Below are 15544 nucleotides of genomic sequence, written 5' to 3' on the forward strand. Positions count from 1 at the left end.
CAGCCGGCCGTCCCCATGCCGTCGGGTGAGCACGCCGCGTACGCGTTCGTGGTCAGGTGAGACCCGGCGTGTGGAACAGCGCCAGCGCCTCGCGCACCGCGGCCGGGTCATAGTGCGGGGCCAGCTCACCGATCATCGACAGCGCGGTCCGCGCCAGATGGGCGGCGAACTCGTCTGCCGCACCCGCCGCGTCGCCCGCCTGACAGAGCTTCGCGATGCGCTCGTGCTCGCCGAGGTGGCGGAGCGACGCGCGCGGGCCGCGGTAGTGGTACTGCAGGCGGTAGCGCTCGGAGCGCTGCATGTTGGTCTCAATGCTGCGCAGCAACTGCGGCCCGGCGCCGGCCACCAGGGCCAGATGGAAGCGGTTGTGGATCTCGTTCCACTCCGGCGTCTGCCCCGCCTCGTGGGACCTACGGGCCAGTTCGGCGGCCAAATGGTGCACGACCCCCCGGTCCTCGCCGCTCATCGACCGCACCGTCAGCCGGACAGCCAGCCCCTCCAGCATGATCCGCTGCACATAGACGTACTCGAATTGGGCCGCCTCAAAGCCGATAACCCGCGCCCGCTTGTACGGCTCGGCCTCAACCAGCCCCTCCTCCTGGAGCATACGCACTGCCTCACGCACCGGAGTGCGGCTGATCCCCAGCCGCTCCGCCAGCTCCACCTGATTGAGCTCGGCACACGGCGGAATGGCCCCGTTCAGCACCAGCGAGCGCAAATAAGCGTGCGCGGCGTTGGCGGCATGATCCCCCGCCTCACGCGGGAGAGGAACGAGACCGTCGAGCCATGTACCCACGGCCGCACCATCATTAGGGGTTTCCTCAGTCACTCTGAAGAGTATACAGTAACGCCACTCTGACAGGAACTTAACTGGAAACTCCACGATAGTTGCCGTGAACTGTATGCAACCGTGGATGCGATCCGGACCGACATGGGTGAGCGGAGCACGATGAAGCTGAGTCTGTTCGACGACTACCGGCTGGGCGTCTGGGGCCGTGAAGGCACGATCGTGGACGTGACGAGCGTCCTCGACAGCTCGATCCGCCCCACCGACCGCATGAACGCGCTGATCGAGAACTGGGAGAAGCTGGCGCCCGAACTCCGGGCCGCCTGCGCCACCACAGGCATCCCGCGCTCCCGCGCCGTCTTCCGGGCACCGCAACCGCGCCCGACCAAGATCGTGGCCGCTCCGGTCAACCACGGCCCCCATCGGGACGAGATGATCGCGACCGGGGCGTTCACCGGCGGTGTGGCGGGGACGATCGAGACGTACATCGGCTTCCTGAAGGCTCCCTCCTCCATCGTCGGCCCGGACGGTGCAATCGAGCACCCGGCCCCGGGACGCCGCGTCGACTACGAGGGCGAACTGGGCGTGGTCATCGGCCGGCGCGCGCGGCGCGTCTCGCGCGCGGACGCGCTGTCCTACGTCTTCGGCTACGTGCCCCTGTTGGACGTCACCCTGCGCGGCCAGGAGGACCGGCCGTACCGGAAGAGCTTCGACACGTTCACGCCGCTGGGGCCGGCGATCGTCACCGCGGACGAGATCCCGGACCCGTCGATGCTGGAGATCGAGCTCCGCCTCAACGGGAACGTCCGGCAGTCAGGGCGGGTCGCCGACCTGATCTACGACGTGCCGCGCCTGATCGAGGTGTACTCCGCCGCGATGACCCTGGAGCCCGGCGACATCATCGCCAGCGGCACGCCGGACGGGGTGGGCCCGGTGACGGCGGGCGACGAACTCTCGCTGACGGTCTCGGACCTTCCCACGCTGACCATCCCGGTCACGTCGGCGGCCAGCTGACGACGACCGGCTCCCGAAGCACGTCAGGCAACTCACCGGTCTTCGACGACGGGCCGCGGGGCCAGCCCAGTGGCAATCTGCCAGGCTGGCCCCGCGGCCCGCTGCACCTCTACACGCATCCGCGCAACAGTCCGTGAACCATCTCCACGGCGGCGGCCTCGGCCCGCACCCAGCGACTCGTGGACCGCGCGGTCCGTCCGGAGGGCCCCGCCTGAGGCCTAGGTTCTAGTGGTCGTTGCAACACCCCAGTTCAGGGGTGGCAATGGACTTCAAGATCCGGGAGGACCGGAGGCCACAGGGACCCAGAAAGCTGGTCCAGGAGCGGGAGGCATACTTCCGCCTCGTGGATCAAGGAATGGGCTACTTAGAGGCCGCCGCGGGCATCGGCATCAACGTCCGGACGGGCAAACGATGGCGGAACGGGCGCGGCGCCGCGGGCAGGAACAAGGCGGCACCACCAATCAATGCGGTGGTGCCGCCGCTCGTCGAAGCAACTCCGACTGCCTCGCTCTACCTGGGCGAGGCCGACCGCATCCACATCGCCGACCGGCTGCGAGAGAAGGCCACCATCCGGGCCATCGCGGCCGAACTCGGCCGCAGCCCGTCGACGATCAGCCGGGAGATACGCCGCAACCGGCATCCCGCCAACGGCCACTACCGGCCTTATGCCGCCCAGGCCCGCGCGGACGCCCGCCGGCCGCGCCCCAAGCACGGCAAGATCGGCCAGAACCCGGAACTGCGGGACTTCATCCAGGACCACCTTGCTCTGAGATGGAGCCCGGAGCAGGTCTGTCAAGCTCTGCGCAGACGCCTTGCCGTCCGGCCGGAGATGCACGTGACCCACGAGACCGTCTATCAGGCTCTCTATGTCCAAGGCCGCGGTGAACTGCGTCGCGAACTGACCCGCGCCCTGCAAACCGGCCGTGTCATGCGCCGCCCGCACCGCCACGCCGCCAAGCGTCAGCCGTGCTTCTCCCACCCCATGGTGATGATCAGCGAACGGCCTGCCGAAGCAGCCGCTCTCTGGTTGCGATTGGCCGCGACGACGGCGGCGGTGGCCGACAGACGCTCCTGCTCTTAGAGGTCGTTTTCAGCTAGTTTGCGTTGCATCACGCGTCACAGGTAGGTACTCGCGCCTCTCACGCATCGAGTTCCTTGCGCAGGGCGGTGGAGGTAGCCGCCGATATCGACTCCCTTTGGAATGAGACAGGCTTAATGAGATGAGACGGGCGGTATGGGCTTCCCTCGCAACCCGTCCGTCGCGTCAACCCCTGAAGCCCACCAAGACCTGCTCCGCCACAAGGACTTGTCGGGATGAAACAGGCTCTGTCGATGAAAACGACCTCTAAAAGAGCGTTTTGTCCCGGCGAGGTTGTTTGGTTCGAGGTTCAGGTGTCGCGCCAGTTGGGGGGTGGATTCTCGGGTAAGTCGGCGGCTTTATGAGGTCGATCATTGGTCGCGTTGGACGACTTCGACGTCGATGCCGAGGCGGGCGCCGTGGTCGATGGCTTTGGTGCGGTAGCCGGTGTCGGCCCATGCCTTGGTCACGCGGGGATGAGTGGCGGCGATGTGGGACATCAGGTGCATGCCGCCGACGTTGTCGGAAACGCTCGCCGCGGTGACCCAGGCCGCCAGCAGCAGGCCGAGAGTATCGACCCCGATGTGGCGTTTGCGGCCTGCAATTTTCTTGCCGGCGTCGATGCCTTGTCCGGCCGCGGGCACATTGGCGGAGGTCTTCACGCTCTGCGCGTCCAGTACGCAGGCACTTGGCTCGCCGTCGCGGCCTTCGGCCTCTCGTACCAGTCGGCGCAGCAGACCGTTGAGTTGGTCAAAGACGCCCTCTTTCTGCCAGGCGGCGAAGTAGCCGTAGACCGTCCCCCACGGCGGCAAGTCATGTGGCAGGTAGCGCCAGGCAATGCCGGTGCGGTCGGCGTAGAGGATGGCGTCCATGATGCGGCGCAGGTCGTGCTCGGGTTGTCGGCCGATGTCGAGCCCCTTGCTCCTGCGCTCGGCTCGCCAGGCGGTGAGTGTGGGCCCTATCAGTTCCCAGCGTGCTTCGGAGAGGTCGCTGGGATACGGGCGTTGTCGCGTCATGTTTCGGTAGTACCGTCGGGCAGCCCGTCCCTGCAGGGCGCAAACGGGGCCAAGCGGGGGCGCCCTGGGATCAGACAGGAGCGAACCCCCGGAAACGGGCGACCGAAGGGTGACATGTGCCCCATCCGCCACATGGAACACCCCTGCCCCAGCAGCCTTCTCAACCCGTCCCGATGAAGTGCCACCAAACAACCTCGCCTGAACAAAACGCTCTCTTAGAGGTCGTTTTCATCGGCAGAGCCTGTTTCATCCCGACAAGTCCTTGTGGCGGAGCAGGTCTTGGTGGGCTTCAGAGGTTGACGCGACGGACGGGTTGCGAGGGAAGCCCATACCGCCCGTCTCATCTCATTAAGCCTGTCTCATTCCAAAGGGAGTCGATATCGGCGGCTACCTCCACCGCCCTGCGCAAGGAACTCGATGCGTGAGAGGCGCGAGTACCTACCTGTGACGCGTGATGCAACGCAAACTAGCTGAAAACGACCTCTTAGACTTACCAGTTCGTCCGGCCAGACGCCTCGGCCACAGGGGAAGCAGGACCCTGCAGTGGCGGCAAGACCCGCAGAAGATCCCTACGAATCCGGTCGGCCTCATCACGCACCTGCGCCGGAATGTCACCACGCTCCGTGATGAGCTGTCGGTATATCGGGGCTTCCTGGAACACGAACAACGCGTCCTTCCTAATTGGCGCCCCACGCCAGAGGCAGTTGCCGAGTCTACGGCCGAACCAGGGCGGACTCTGCCTTGCCTTCGACCCCGGCTGGTCGGGCAGGGGCTGACGGTGCCGGTGGTCGTGGCCGATGCCGGCCTACGGCCGCAGCGTCGCCTTCCGGCTCGCCCTGGGGGACGCCGTTCGACCCAACCGGGTACATGGCCAGGGTCGTGCGACCCGACGTCCAGAAGGGCAGCGAACCCCCGGTCGATCATGGGGAACACGTAGGTGCCCTCCGCGCCGCGCATCAGCTCCACCACGTCAAGCCAGAGGAAGGACCACGAGGCGAACTCGGGGAGGAAGTCCTCCAGGTGTCCGGGGCGCCCGGCAGCCCCTGTGCGGATTCCAGATGGAACCGGACCGGGCCTCCGTTGTCGGGCACGAACCCGGTGACCTTGCGGCCCGTCCTCACGGCGTCCTCGCCCAGGCGCTGTCGCGTGATCTCCAGTAGGGCCATCTGCAGCTTGTCGTGGTGGATCGAGATCTGCGGCACGGTGTAGCCAGCCGAGAGCCCCCGGCGCTCGCGCCACACGAACTGACCGTGCCGGTTGGCGTAAACGAGTTCCTGCGTCGCGACTCCGAGGAGGAGCAGGTCCTCGAGGTTGCCGAGTCGTCGCAGTCGCTGACGGCGTGCGGCAGCAGGGTGATGCCGACGCCGAACGGCCACGGATCGGGCACCGCCTCGTAGACGGTCACGTGGATGCCAGCTCCGTGGTGCATCAGCGCGGTGGTCAGTCCGCCGATCCCGCAGCCGGCGATCGCCACCTTCATCGCTTGGTTCCTTCCAGGCGCCGCTCGGCCAAGGCGCCGACCCGTAGTGGCGGTTCGCCGTCGGAGGGGCCTGTGCCAGGAGCGTTTGCTCCCGTGTTCGGCGTGAACACGCCCGTCACCTCCTGCCGCTCGGACAGCTCCTCCTCGCGGTAGAGGTGCAGGGCCTCCAGCACGGCCTGGTCGCTGCCGATGAACACATCCGCCGTCTCGGTCACCTCGTGTTCCACAGGGACCCAGGACGGGACGACGAAGACGTCCCCGGGACCCCACTCGAACTCCATCCCGCCAATCACCGAGCGTCCGCGGCCGCGGAACACCGTGTGGATCCGGCCGCCGGTCTGGCGGCGCGGCGGAGTCGGCCCGCCGGGGTAGATGCGGGTCATCTGACAGGTGATCGTCGGGATGGCGGGGCCGCCGGTGACGGGATTCTTGTACTCCAGTGTCACGCTCTGGCCGCCGTTCAGGTCGTGCAATGCCTCAAGCGCGGCGTCGGCCTGGACATAGGGGTAGCGCAGCAGCGGTGAGTACGGCTTGGTGCTGGCGAGCGCCGAGGCGTCCTGCAGGCCCGGGCCTACGAACATCTGCTCCGAGACGCCGTGACCGATCAGCTCCTGCATGCCGACCGGGTGGTCCTCGAAGAACACCGACTCCAGGGTCGCGACCAGCACCACGTCGATCACGTCCAGCCAGACCGCGGGCTGGTCGCTCTTGTTGGTGTGGTCGTGCCAGGCCCAGTTCGGCGTGAGCACGAGGTCACCGGGCTCCATCCAGCAGGCGTCCCCGTCGACCGTGGTGTAGACACTCGAGCCGGTCATCATGAAGCGGATCGCCGCCGGTGAATGCCGGTGGGCCGGTGCCGTCTCGCCCGCCTCCAGGTACTGGTACGCCCCGAACAGCGCCTCGGTGGTGCCCGCCTTCAGGCCCGGGTTGCAGAACTGCAGCGCCCGCCGCTGACCGTCGCCGCCCTGGAGGTCCAGCACCTGACCCGCCTGTTTCGCCAGCGGTGCGACCGTGTCCCAGCGCCACAGGTGGGCCCGTGTCATCGGCCTCGGCTCAGGCTGCAGCGGCGGCCTGCTCCACAGACCCTTGAGGTCTCGAGCGGCCAGCGCCCCGCAGAGCTCGTCGAACGCCACCTCGGCGGTATCGACGACATCGCTCGCACTCAGGGCATCACGTTCGGTATCACTTGCCACGGCCGGCTCGCCTCCATTGGTTGGCCAACTATCTCGTGCAACTGTATGCAAGATTGGCACTCTAGGTCAATCGCTGCAGATCCGAACCTTCGGCCCACCCTGGCCATTGACCGCGTCTAGCAGTGCATTTAAGAGCCGCTCCAAGCCTCACCGGATCACGCCCGCGTGGTGGAATCCGCTCGACCGTAATGATCTGTATACAGTTACTGGTGATCCGGTGGAGGCGTGGATCAGTTGTCCGGGAACGTGACACCTGCGACGGCAATCACCGGCACGTCATGGAAGAGGCGAGGCCTCACGGTGTGACCAAGGGGGCCATCGACGGCCCGCGGGAGCGCGTGTTTAGGCACTGTTTCACTTGACATGACAGGTCCCTACGCCCAGGCCTTGAACGCCACCCTCGATGCCATGCGCCACATCGCCACGGACGCCGCCTGACCTATCCGGTCATTCCCTCCTGAGGTTCCCCCTCGCTGAGTGCGAACGAAAGGAATGGACCGATTCCTTCTACGCCGACGCCCAGCTCACCGAGCGCGTCCTCGATCGCTTCGCCCCCGACGGGGAACTGATCTTCGGCAACAACCCGCCCACGATCGGCCACACTGCGATGTGTGAAGTGCTGGAGAACCTGCGCGCGGCGCTCTCTGGCATGTGGCACGAGTGGTGCAACCGCTGGGCGATCGACCGATCCGAGCAGTTCGCCGGGCTCGTCGTGATGGTCACCGGCGCCGGATCGGGGATCGGGAGGGGCTCGGCTCTTGCGTTCGCGGCCCGCGGGGCAGCGGTGGGTGTGTGTGACGCCAACGCCAAGGGCGGTGAGGAGACCGTGTCGCTCATCGAAGTCTCCGGCGGAAAGGCCCTCTTCCTGCATACCGACGTGGCAGCCGGCGCGAGGTCCGGAAGGCAGTGGACGCGATCGACGCGACGTACGACAGATTGCACTTCGCGCACAACAACGCCGGCACGTTCGCCGTGGCACTCGCCGGGGAGCTGCCGGAGGCGGACTTCACCCGGGTGGTGAACGTGAACCTCCTCGGCGTGTTCCTGTGCACGCATGACCAGATTCCCCCGGTGCTCGAGGCTGGCGGCGGCGCGATCGTCAACACCGCCTCGATCTGGGCCCACACCGGTATGCCGACCCAGGCGGCATATGTAGCCAGCGAGCACGGCGTGGCCGGACTGACCAAGACCGCGGCCAATCCGCCGGACGCGGTGGCCGCCGTTCTGCCCCGGCAGCCCATCGGCCGGGCGGGGCAGCCGGAAGAGGTCGCGGCCGCGGCGGCCTGGCTGTGCAGCGACGAGGCGTGGCTGGTCACCGGAGCGGTCCTCAACGTCGACGGCGGCTATCTGGCCCACCGACCGATCCCCCTCGATGGCCGACCGCGACGCAACCATCCAGCAAGGTAGAAGGCAGGACACCTGCAAGGGGCATCCACAGCCGACTCCTTCTGGTTCGGAGGCGCGGGCCCTACTCCCGCAGCCGCTCCGGCTACTCGCCGGCCACGCCAAACACCACGCGATCCAGCAGACATTGATCTCCAGTCTGATCGTGACCCGCCTCGCAGAGGGACCGACAGGCAAGACGGCGCGCTACGAGCACCTGCCACATGACGAGGCCGACCAACGGTGTCCTACTCGTCGACACCCAACAGACCTCCATACAAAGGAGATCGGCATGGCATCCGACACCACCGAGACTCAGCGCAGGAGAGTCGCCGTCGTCACGGGCGGCGCCGCAGGCAAGCCAGGGTTACGCTCTCTGGCTCGCGTGCGACGGACACACCGTCGCCGTGGCCGGCCTCGGGCCGACCGACGAGACCGAGAAGCTGATCCGCGGGGTTGGCGGCGAGGTCTTCTCCGCCCGCTGCGATGTGTCCGAAGCCGACAGTGTGGCCGGGTTCGCCGCGGCCGTGACCGAGCGCTTCGGACACGTCGACATCCTGGTCCACAACGCGGGCATCTATCCCATCGTCCCCTTCGGGGTGCCGTTAACGAACGTGTCATCAGCCCCAAACGGGACCGCTCGCGCTGATCAGTCGGTCGATAGATGAACATCAACGGCGCAACTATTGCTTGCCCCGTTGATGGCCTGACCGTCGCCTGGCGGGTTTTAGACCGCTAGGTCGAGAACCTGCTACTGTCCTCGCATGGCCCGCCCCCGTAACTTCGACGCCGATGTGGTGGTGGAGCGCGCGATGCAGGCGTTCTGGACGCTCGGGTACGCCAACACCTCGCCGGCGGCGCTAGCCGAGGCAACCGGCGTGGCAAAGGGGAGCCTGTACAACGCGTTTGGGAGCAAGCGCGAGTTGTTCGAGCGGGCACTCGAGCGGTACAACCGGCTCGGTGCGGAGTTCACCGCCGAGTTGTTGGCGCGGCCCGGAACCACCCGCGAATGCCTCCAGGCATTCCTTTACGACAGCGTGAAGTCCGACCTGGCCCAGCCGATTCGACGCGGCTGTCTGGCGGTGAACACGGCTGTCGAGCTGGCCGGCCACGACCCGGAAATCGCTCGCGCGGTGCGCCGCGCCGTGGAGCGGACCATGGCCGCGCTGGAAGCGCGGATCGCGCAAGGTGTGCTGGACGGCGACGTGCGCGCCGGCCTCGACCCGCGCGCCACCGCCGAGTACGTGATGAACACGCTTGCCGGGCTGCGGGTGATGGCCCGCGCCTACGACGCGGCGACGCTGTGCCGCATCGCCGACACCGCGCTGGCGGTGCTCGACTCAGCCTGATCAACGCCGATCCCGTTGCCCGAGGGGCATTCCAAGGGCGGCTAAGCCATGCTCCAGTTTTGGACCCGTAGTTCAAGAAAGGTGTCTCATGGATCTCCAGCTTTCCGACAAGACCGCCGTCGTCACCGGTGCCAGCCGCGGCATCGGCCTGGCGGTCGCCGAAGCGCTCGCCGCGGAGGGGGTGTGCGTGCTCGGCGCGGCCCGCACCGTGACGCCGGAGCTGGACAAGGTCGCGGCGGTGTCGGTGTCTGCCGACCTGTCTACTCGCGAGGGCGCCGAGAAGGTCGTCGCGGCGGCAATGTCGAAATTGGGAGGCATCGACATTCTGGTGAACAACGTCGGCGCCGGCGATGTCGAGCACCTCAGTCTCGGCGGCTTCCTTGATGCCGACGATGACCAGTGGCGCCGACTGTTGGACCTCAACCTCTTCAGCGCGGTCTGGACAACCCGTGCCGCACTGCCAAGCCTGGTCGAGCGCGGCGGCGCCATCGTGAACATCTCCTCGATCAACTCTCGCGTACCCGCAACCGGCCCGGTCGGCTACAGCGAGGCCAAGGCGGCCCTGACCACTCTGACCAAGCGGCTGAGCGAGGAGTTCGGCCCCCAAGGGGTACGTGTCAACACCGTCTCCCCCGGAGTGGTCGGCAGCTCCCTGTGGCGCGGCCCGAACAGCTTCGGCGCCCAGGTCGCCGCCGCCCACGGACTCGGGCACGACGAATTCCTCTCGGCGATCCCACAGCAGTTCCAGATGGCCTCTCCCCGGATCACCGAACCTGAGGAAGTCGCCGCACTCGTCACCTTCCTCGTCTCCGACGCCGCGACCAACATCCTTGGTGCCGACATCGTGATCGACGGCGGCACCATCAAGACCTCCTGACCGTGCCTGATCAGCCCAGGCTGCCCAGGTCGGTGCCGCCGATCTGCAAGCGGGAGCCGAGGTCGAGTCTGACTTCGAGGGACGCCTGGAGGATGCGCAGGCACAGTGCGGCCATCTCGACCTCTTCGCGCCGGTTGGTGGAGATCTCCCCGCCCTTGCCGTAGTAGATCACCGCGTTCGCCCGGTTCCACGCCTCCACCACGTTCAGGCCCTCCTCGATCTCCCGCTGAAGAGCGCGATCGCGCAGGTAGCGGGCGCCGAAGATGGTCTTGGTAGCGCGTAGCGCGGCCGATCTCCAGCATCGCCTGGCAGGCGGGGTGGGAGGCGGACCGAGTGAAGCGGGACAGGATCGCCTCGGTGGAGGCGGTACCGGTGCGGATAGCGGTGGCGTACTTGATGACCTGGTCGTAGTTGGCGTCGATGAAGTCCCAGCGGATCGGCCGGGTGAGAGCCGCGGTCAGGTTCGGGTACGCGTCCGGCTCCCCGGCGATGGGCCGGTAGAGCTTCACCCGGTTGATCTGCTTGATACGCGGCAGCAGGTCAAGGTTCAGCAACCTGGTCACTGCGAACCCGATCTCCGACTGGCCATGGCTGTCAACGTAGTTGCCCTCCACGCTCATCGTGGTGCCGTGCCGGATCGCGCCCTCGACCATCGCCGCGACCTCCGACGCGGACGCCCGCAGTGTCTGGGAGTGAACCACCACTGAACCCCGCTCAACGTGCCAATACACCAGGACACCCCGGCCGCCGTAGCGGGAGTGCCACTCGGTGAACAGGTTCTGGTCCCAGGAACGGAAGTGCGTGGAGTCCGAGGCGACCGCGGTCGAACCGGCGCCCCACAGCTCGGTGTCGCGGGCGGCGAAGGTGGCGTTGGCGATCTCGACGGCGATCTGCCGGGCGGCCTCCAGGGTGAGGTAGCGACGCCGGGTGTAGCGGATCTCCTCCTCGCTGTGGCCGTGCGCGCCGCCAGCCACCGACCGGACCCCGGTGTTCGTCCCGTACGCGTGGATCTCGAGCATCAACCGCTCGGCCAGCACCTCCTCCGGCAGGTTCCCGCTGCCCGCCACCGAGGTGACCGACCTCAGGCAGCCGGTCCGCAGGACCGCTTCCTTGAGCATGTCGATGAGCGGCACCGCGGTCCAGCGGCGTCCCACCTCGGCCTTGATCCGCGCAGGTTGCGCGGCTCCTCCTGGGCTTCCGGGCCGGTGAACTTGATCGACCCCGCCGCCCGTTCCTAAGCGAACCCGTTCATGCCGTGATCACGACACACCGCGTGATCTGCTCGACCCACTGCCCGACCGGGCCACGGAAGTCGCCGCCTGAGGCCGGCTCGATGATGCCGTTGAGGTTGTAAACCTTGCGGATCGAGCCGGGATCCCGGCCGGCGCGTGCGGCGGCGTCGTCGACGCGGGCGACCGCATCACCACGGCGGTCCAGGCCGAGGTAGAACAGCGAGGGCATCCACCCGTCGGCCTTGGCGCCGGTGAGCTCCAGCATGCGGGGCCCATATGCACCCAGCCAGATATCCAGGGAACCGGAGGGTGTGGGTCCCGGGTGGATGCCATCGACGCGGTAGTACTCACCGCCCGCCCGTGCCGTCCGCGCACCGCTCCACATGGCCCGGATCACGTCGATGGCGTCAACCAGCGCATCGACGGACTCCTTCTTGCCCCGACGCGGGGCGCCCATGGCCGCAATCGGCTCCCAGAAAGCCCTCGCGCCCAGGCCCAGCTGCAGACGGCCGCCCGGCAGCAGGTCGTAGCTGGCCGCGGCTTTGGCGAGCATCACCGGCGGCCGCAGCGGCAGGTTGGCCACGGTGGGGACAAAGGTCACGCGTTCTGTACGGGCCGCCATGAACGCCATCAGAGTCCATGTGTCATAGAACGCCTGCTGGTAGGGATGATCCTAAACGGCGACGAGGTCCAGACCCTCACGGTCCGCCTGCAGGGCGTATCGCAGGGGCTGATCACCCTCCCACACACACCGGATCGACGTTCACACCGAAAGCAAGGGCAGGGTCATAGTTCACTCCGCAGGCCAGGGATTACCGCCGCCCATCATTGTATTGGCCGACCAATTTGGTATGGGTGAGATGATTCCACGACAAGCGATTCACTCTTCCAAGGAGGAACACTGACCATGCCGCCAGCGTCCGAATCGGTCCAGGGCAAAGACGACGCGGTACCGACCGTCGCCGGCGCTCCGATGAGCGAGGCCATCTTTCGCGCCGCCCGTGTGCACCGGATCACGGCGGGCACCCTGCTGCGCGAGACCGGCCTGTATCCGGGGCAGGAGCTGTTGATGATGCAGCTCTGGGAACAGGGCGAACTTCGTCAGGCGGATCTGATCAAGACGTTGGGCCTGGATCCGTCCACCGTGACGAAGATGCTGCAGCGCCTTGAGCAGTCCGGTTTCGTCACCCGTAGCCCCTCACCTCAAGACGGCCGAGCCGTCGTGGTGAACACCACCCGCGCTGGCCTGGCTCTGCGCGACCGGGTCCTGAAGGCCTGGCATGAGCTGGAGACGATCACCACCGCCGGGTTCTCCGGCGAGGAATACAAGCAGACGATGCGAGCGCTGAGCAGGATCGAGGCGAATCTCACCGGGGTCTCGGACGATCCCTCGGCCACCGCCTGAGTAGCCCTTGCGTGTGCGCAGGCTGGTGACGATGAACCAGTACTCGGGCACACGAAGCCGCCCGGGGCGCCGAGTGCGTTGGCGGCGGCGCAGCCGCCACAGGCGGCTGCGGGCCGGAGATCGTACGGCGGGTGCCGCAGGCGGGTCGGTGGAATGCGCGTAGGAGAGCACAGACATCCCATGCCTGCCTGCTGGCTGCGCATCCGGCTGAAGCCGGAGAACCGAACGAGGGCGACGGTGAGGGCCAGTCTAGCCAGGACGATTACCCCAGAGATGGCGCTGGCCAGACCCACCAGTGCTCCGGAATCCGGTGATGTACATGTCGAGCGGCAGAACGCCGGGCGGCAGCCAGCCACCGCCACCACCGAACGTTCGTCGTGGTCCGGGTCCGGAGCACGGGTGAGGAGATCAGGGTCGCCGAGTCGGTAAGGACGTCGCCCGGCCCGCCCAGTCGGGGGCGTTCTGCAGGGCGTAGGCGAAATAACTGCTGCCACTGCTGTCTCACCGGCCGCATAGCAGGGCTGTGCTGATCTCGTCCGAAACCTGGAAGCAGCCGCCGCAGCCGCCCCGGACACGTCGCTTGTACGCCGAGAGACCTGCAGCATGCCGCAGCGAGGTGGTCTTAGCGACTCAGGTTCGCGCCGGGCCGTGGTCGATGGTCGTGAGCCACTGAGTGACGGCGGAGTCGATGAACTCGTCGGTGGCTTCGGCCCGGTCGAAGAAGAGGCGGGCGAAGAGCGGGCCGTAGAGCAAGCTGAACTGCTCGGCGGTGATCTGCAGGCCGGACGGCTCCAGAAGCTTGTTCAGCGCGGCGAGGCGATCCTCCAAGATCCGGGCCATGGCTTGGGCACTGTCGGGGTCATGGTCGGCTTCGGCGGCGATGGCCAGCGCGGCGGTGCGGGTGGCAGGGACGGTCATGCCGGCACGCAGGCTGACCATCCAGGCAGTGGCGACGGCGCGTACGTCCGCGCCAGGTTCGGGGTAGCCGAGGTCGGGTCCTTGCAGGGCGACGTCGGAGAGCAGGGCCGCACGGTGGGGCCAGTGCCGATACAGCGTCTGGCGGGTGACGCCGGCCCGCTCGGCCAGGAGGGCGGTCGTCAGCCCGGTCAGCCCGACCTCGGGGAGCAGCTCGCGGGCGACAGCCAGGATGCAGGCGCGAGTGCGCTGGACGCGCGGGTTGCCCGGATCCGGCTGGCGGCGATGGACGGGTGGCTTGGACGGCATGGAGCCCATCCTACCAATAAATCACACATGGCGTGTGACGCAGGTAACCTCACGTCGGCTTCGCGTTTCACACGATCTGTGTGATACACCGGGAGGGCAATCACACGAGCTGAGTGATTCAGCGCGTGCCCCGCCACCCTCACCGGAGTTCTCGATGTCCACCGCGATCACCTACTCCCGCTACGGCGGCCCGAACGTGCTCACCCTGACCGAGGTCGACACCCCTGAGCCGGGTCCGGGCCAGGTCCGGATCAAGGTCCGGGCAACAGCCGTCAACCCGATCGACCTGAAGATCCGCTCCGGGATGATGGACGGCATCTTCCCGGCCGAGTTCCCGGTGTTGCCGGGCTGGGACGTGGCCGGCGTCGTCGACAAGGCCGGCGAGGGCGCCACCGCTGCGGTGGGCGACGAAGTCTTCGGCGCCGCCTCCGTCGGCGGCTACAGCGAGTACGCGCTGCTGGACCAGCCGGTCGCCAAGCCGAAGGAGGTCTCTTTCGACACCGCCGCCGCCCTGGTGACCGTGGGCGAGACCGCCTACCGCGGCCTGCACCACCTCGGCGCCAAGGAAGGCGACACCCTGCTGATCCATGGCGCGGGCGGCAGCGTCGGAACCATCGTCGTCCAACTCGCCGTCTCCCGGGGCATTTCCGTGTTCGGCACCACCGGCGAGTACGACACCGAGCGCGTCACCAAGCTCGGCGCCACCGCTTTGGCGTATGGCGAGGGCTGGGTGGAGCGGGTCCAGGCCGCAGCCCCGCAGGGTGTGGATTTTGTCTTCGACGCCTCCGGCGCCGGTGTGCTCCCGGACTCGGTAGCCCTGGCCGGCGACGCCGCCCGGGTGGTCACCATCGCCGACATGTCCGCCGCGCAGCACGGGGTGCGTTTCACCGGCCAGGATCCGGCCGACCGGTTCTGGCAGGCCCTGCCGCAACTGGCAGACCTCATTGCCGCCGGCAGCCTCGACGTCCCCATCTGGCACACCTACCCGCTCGCCGAGGCCGCCCAGGCCCACGCCGACATCGAGGCCCGCCGCGCCCGGGGCAAGGTCATCCTCACGCCCTGACCCCGCAGCTCACAGCCGGACCACCCCGGTCGGCTGCGGCCCTGACCGGCAGCCCGCAACCACGCACGCCCCGTACCGGCACGCCACGAGAGGCAAAGCCGAAGCCAATGACACGCGCCACCATCCCCGCGCTGACGGCGGATGCGGACCTGGCTGCCGCGTTCGCGGTGCTAGGCCAGAAGTGGAACGGGATCATCCTGCACACCCTGGCCGCCCGCCCGGCCCGGTACGGCGAACTGCTCGCAGCCATCGGCTCCATCAGCACCAAGATGCTCAGCGACCGGCTGCGCGAACTCGTCCAGGCCGGGCTCGTCACCCACGACCAGCTCCCGCCCGGGCCCGCCACCTACACACTCACCGCCGACAGCCGAGCCCTGCTGCCCGCCCTGGAGCAGATCCGTTCCTGGTGGCAGCACCGCCCCTGACAAGTCACCACTTCTCGA

Annotated in this window: 13 protein-coding genes and 4 pseudogenes; 10 read left to right on the forward strand and 7 right to left on the reverse strand. The window is 67.6% G+C overall.

All coding sequences use genetic code 11. The features are described from left to right. Positions 1-52: 52 nt before the first annotated feature. Positions 53-829 carry a GntR family transcriptional regulator gene (locus ACSYGO_RS07495; protein WP_460386244.1) on the reverse strand — a complete coding sequence of 259 codons (777 nt, stop codon included), beginning with the start codon at positions 827-829 and terminating at the stop codon, positions 53-55. A gap of 120 nt (positions 830-949) precedes the next feature. On the opposite strand from ACSYGO_RS07495, the gene ACSYGO_RS07500 reads away from it, so the two are divergent. Continuing rightward, positions 950-1801 carry a fumarylacetoacetate hydrolase family protein gene (locus ACSYGO_RS07500; protein ID WP_460386245.1) on the forward strand — a complete coding sequence of 284 codons (852 nt, stop codon included), beginning with the start codon at positions 950-952 and terminating at the stop codon, positions 1799-1801. A 262-nt stretch (positions 1802-2063) separates the two neighbouring features. After that, positions 2064-2816 (forward strand): annotated as a pseudogene (locus tag ACSYGO_RS07505) (IS30 family transposase); the annotation flags it as partial. A 440-nt stretch (positions 2817-3256) separates the two neighbouring features. On the opposite strand, the pseudogene ACSYGO_RS07510 reads toward ACSYGO_RS07505, so the two are convergent. Continuing rightward, positions 3257-3895 (reverse strand): annotated as a pseudogene (locus tag ACSYGO_RS07510) (IS5 family transposase); the annotation flags it as partial. 1250 nt (positions 3896-5145) lie between these two features. Here ACSYGO_RS07510 and ACSYGO_RS07515 point away from each other — a divergent pair. After that, entirely contained in the window at positions 5146-5292 is a 147-nt protein-coding gene (locus ACSYGO_RS07515; protein ID WP_460386246.1) for a hypothetical protein, read from the forward strand. Between the two features lie 79 nt (positions 5293-5371). On the opposite strand, the gene ACSYGO_RS07520 is transcribed toward ACSYGO_RS07515, so the two are convergent. Then, on the reverse strand, positions 5372-6568 hold the full coding sequence (locus ACSYGO_RS07520) for a cupin domain-containing protein (RefSeq protein ID WP_460386247.1): 1197 nt from the start codon (positions 6566-6568) through the stop codon (positions 5372-5374). 715 nt (positions 6569-7283) lie between these two features. Here ACSYGO_RS07520 and ACSYGO_RS07525 point away from each other — a divergent pair. From ACSYGO_RS07525 to ACSYGO_RS07540, 4 genes and pseudogenes are all read left to right on the forward strand, one after another. Then, positions 7284-7975, forward strand: a pseudogene (locus ACSYGO_RS07525) (SDR family NAD(P)-dependent oxidoreductase). A gap of 383 nt (positions 7976-8358) precedes the next feature. Further along, entirely contained in the window at positions 8359-8619 is a 261-nt protein-coding gene (locus ACSYGO_RS07530; protein ID WP_460386248.1) for an SDR family oxidoreductase, read from the forward strand. 96 nt (positions 8620-8715) lie between these two features. After that, positions 8716-9300, forward strand: a complete 585-nt coding sequence (locus ACSYGO_RS07535) for a TetR/AcrR family transcriptional regulator (RefSeq protein ID WP_460386250.1) — start codon at positions 8716-8718, stop codon at positions 9298-9300. Between the two features lie 88 nt (positions 9301-9388). Next, entirely contained in the window at positions 9389-10177 is a 789-nt protein-coding gene (locus tag ACSYGO_RS07540; protein WP_460386252.1) for an SDR family oxidoreductase, read from the forward strand. 10 nt (positions 10178-10187) lie between these two features. On the opposite strand, the gene ACSYGO_RS07545 is transcribed toward ACSYGO_RS07540, so the two are convergent. The 3 genes and pseudogenes from ACSYGO_RS07545 to ACSYGO_RS07555 form a co-directional block, all read right to left on the reverse strand. Beyond that, complete coding sequence (locus ACSYGO_RS07545; protein ID WP_460389683.1) at positions 10188-10442, reverse strand: Tn3 family transposase; 255 nt, start codon at positions 10440-10442, stop codon at positions 10188-10190. A 22-nt stretch (positions 10443-10464) separates the two neighbouring features. Next, a pseudogene (locus ACSYGO_RS07550) lies at positions 10465-11295 on the reverse strand (Tn3 family transposase); the annotation flags it as partial. Positions 11296-11425: 130 nt separating this feature from the next. Continuing rightward, positions 11426-12040: an LLM class flavin-dependent oxidoreductase gene (locus tag ACSYGO_RS07555; protein WP_460386254.1), complete on the reverse strand. Its 615-nt coding sequence runs from the start codon at positions 12038-12040 to the stop codon at positions 11426-11428. Between the two features lie 276 nt (positions 12041-12316). On the opposite strand from ACSYGO_RS07555, the gene ACSYGO_RS07560 reads away from it, so the two are divergent. Further along, on the forward strand, positions 12317-12814 hold the full coding sequence (locus ACSYGO_RS07560) for a MarR family winged helix-turn-helix transcriptional regulator (RefSeq protein WP_460386256.1): 498 nt from the start codon (positions 12317-12319) through the stop codon (positions 12812-12814). 630 nt (positions 12815-13444) lie between these two features. Here the strand turns inward: ACSYGO_RS07560 and ACSYGO_RS07565 are convergent. Then, a complete protein-coding gene (locus ACSYGO_RS07565) occupies positions 13445-14038 on the reverse strand; it encodes a TetR/AcrR family transcriptional regulator (RefSeq protein ID WP_460386258.1) in 594 nt (197 codons plus the stop codon). A gap of 154 nt (positions 14039-14192) precedes the next feature. Here ACSYGO_RS07565 and ACSYGO_RS07570 point away from each other — a divergent pair, with 154 nt between their 5' ends. Together ACSYGO_RS07570 and ACSYGO_RS07575 are read left to right on the forward strand one after the other, a co-directional pair. Continuing rightward, positions 14193-15101: an NADP-dependent oxidoreductase gene (locus ACSYGO_RS07570; protein ID WP_460386259.1), complete on the forward strand. Its 909-nt coding sequence runs from the start codon at positions 14193-14195 to the stop codon at positions 15099-15101. Between the two features lie 107 nt (positions 15102-15208). Then, positions 15209-15526 carry a winged helix-turn-helix transcriptional regulator gene (locus ACSYGO_RS07575; protein WP_460386260.1) on the forward strand — a complete coding sequence of 106 codons (318 nt, stop codon included), beginning with the start codon at positions 15209-15211 and terminating at the stop codon, positions 15524-15526. Positions 15527-15544: the final 18 nt, after the last annotated feature.

The sequence above is a fragment of the Streptomyces krungchingensis genome (assembly GCF_054729265.1).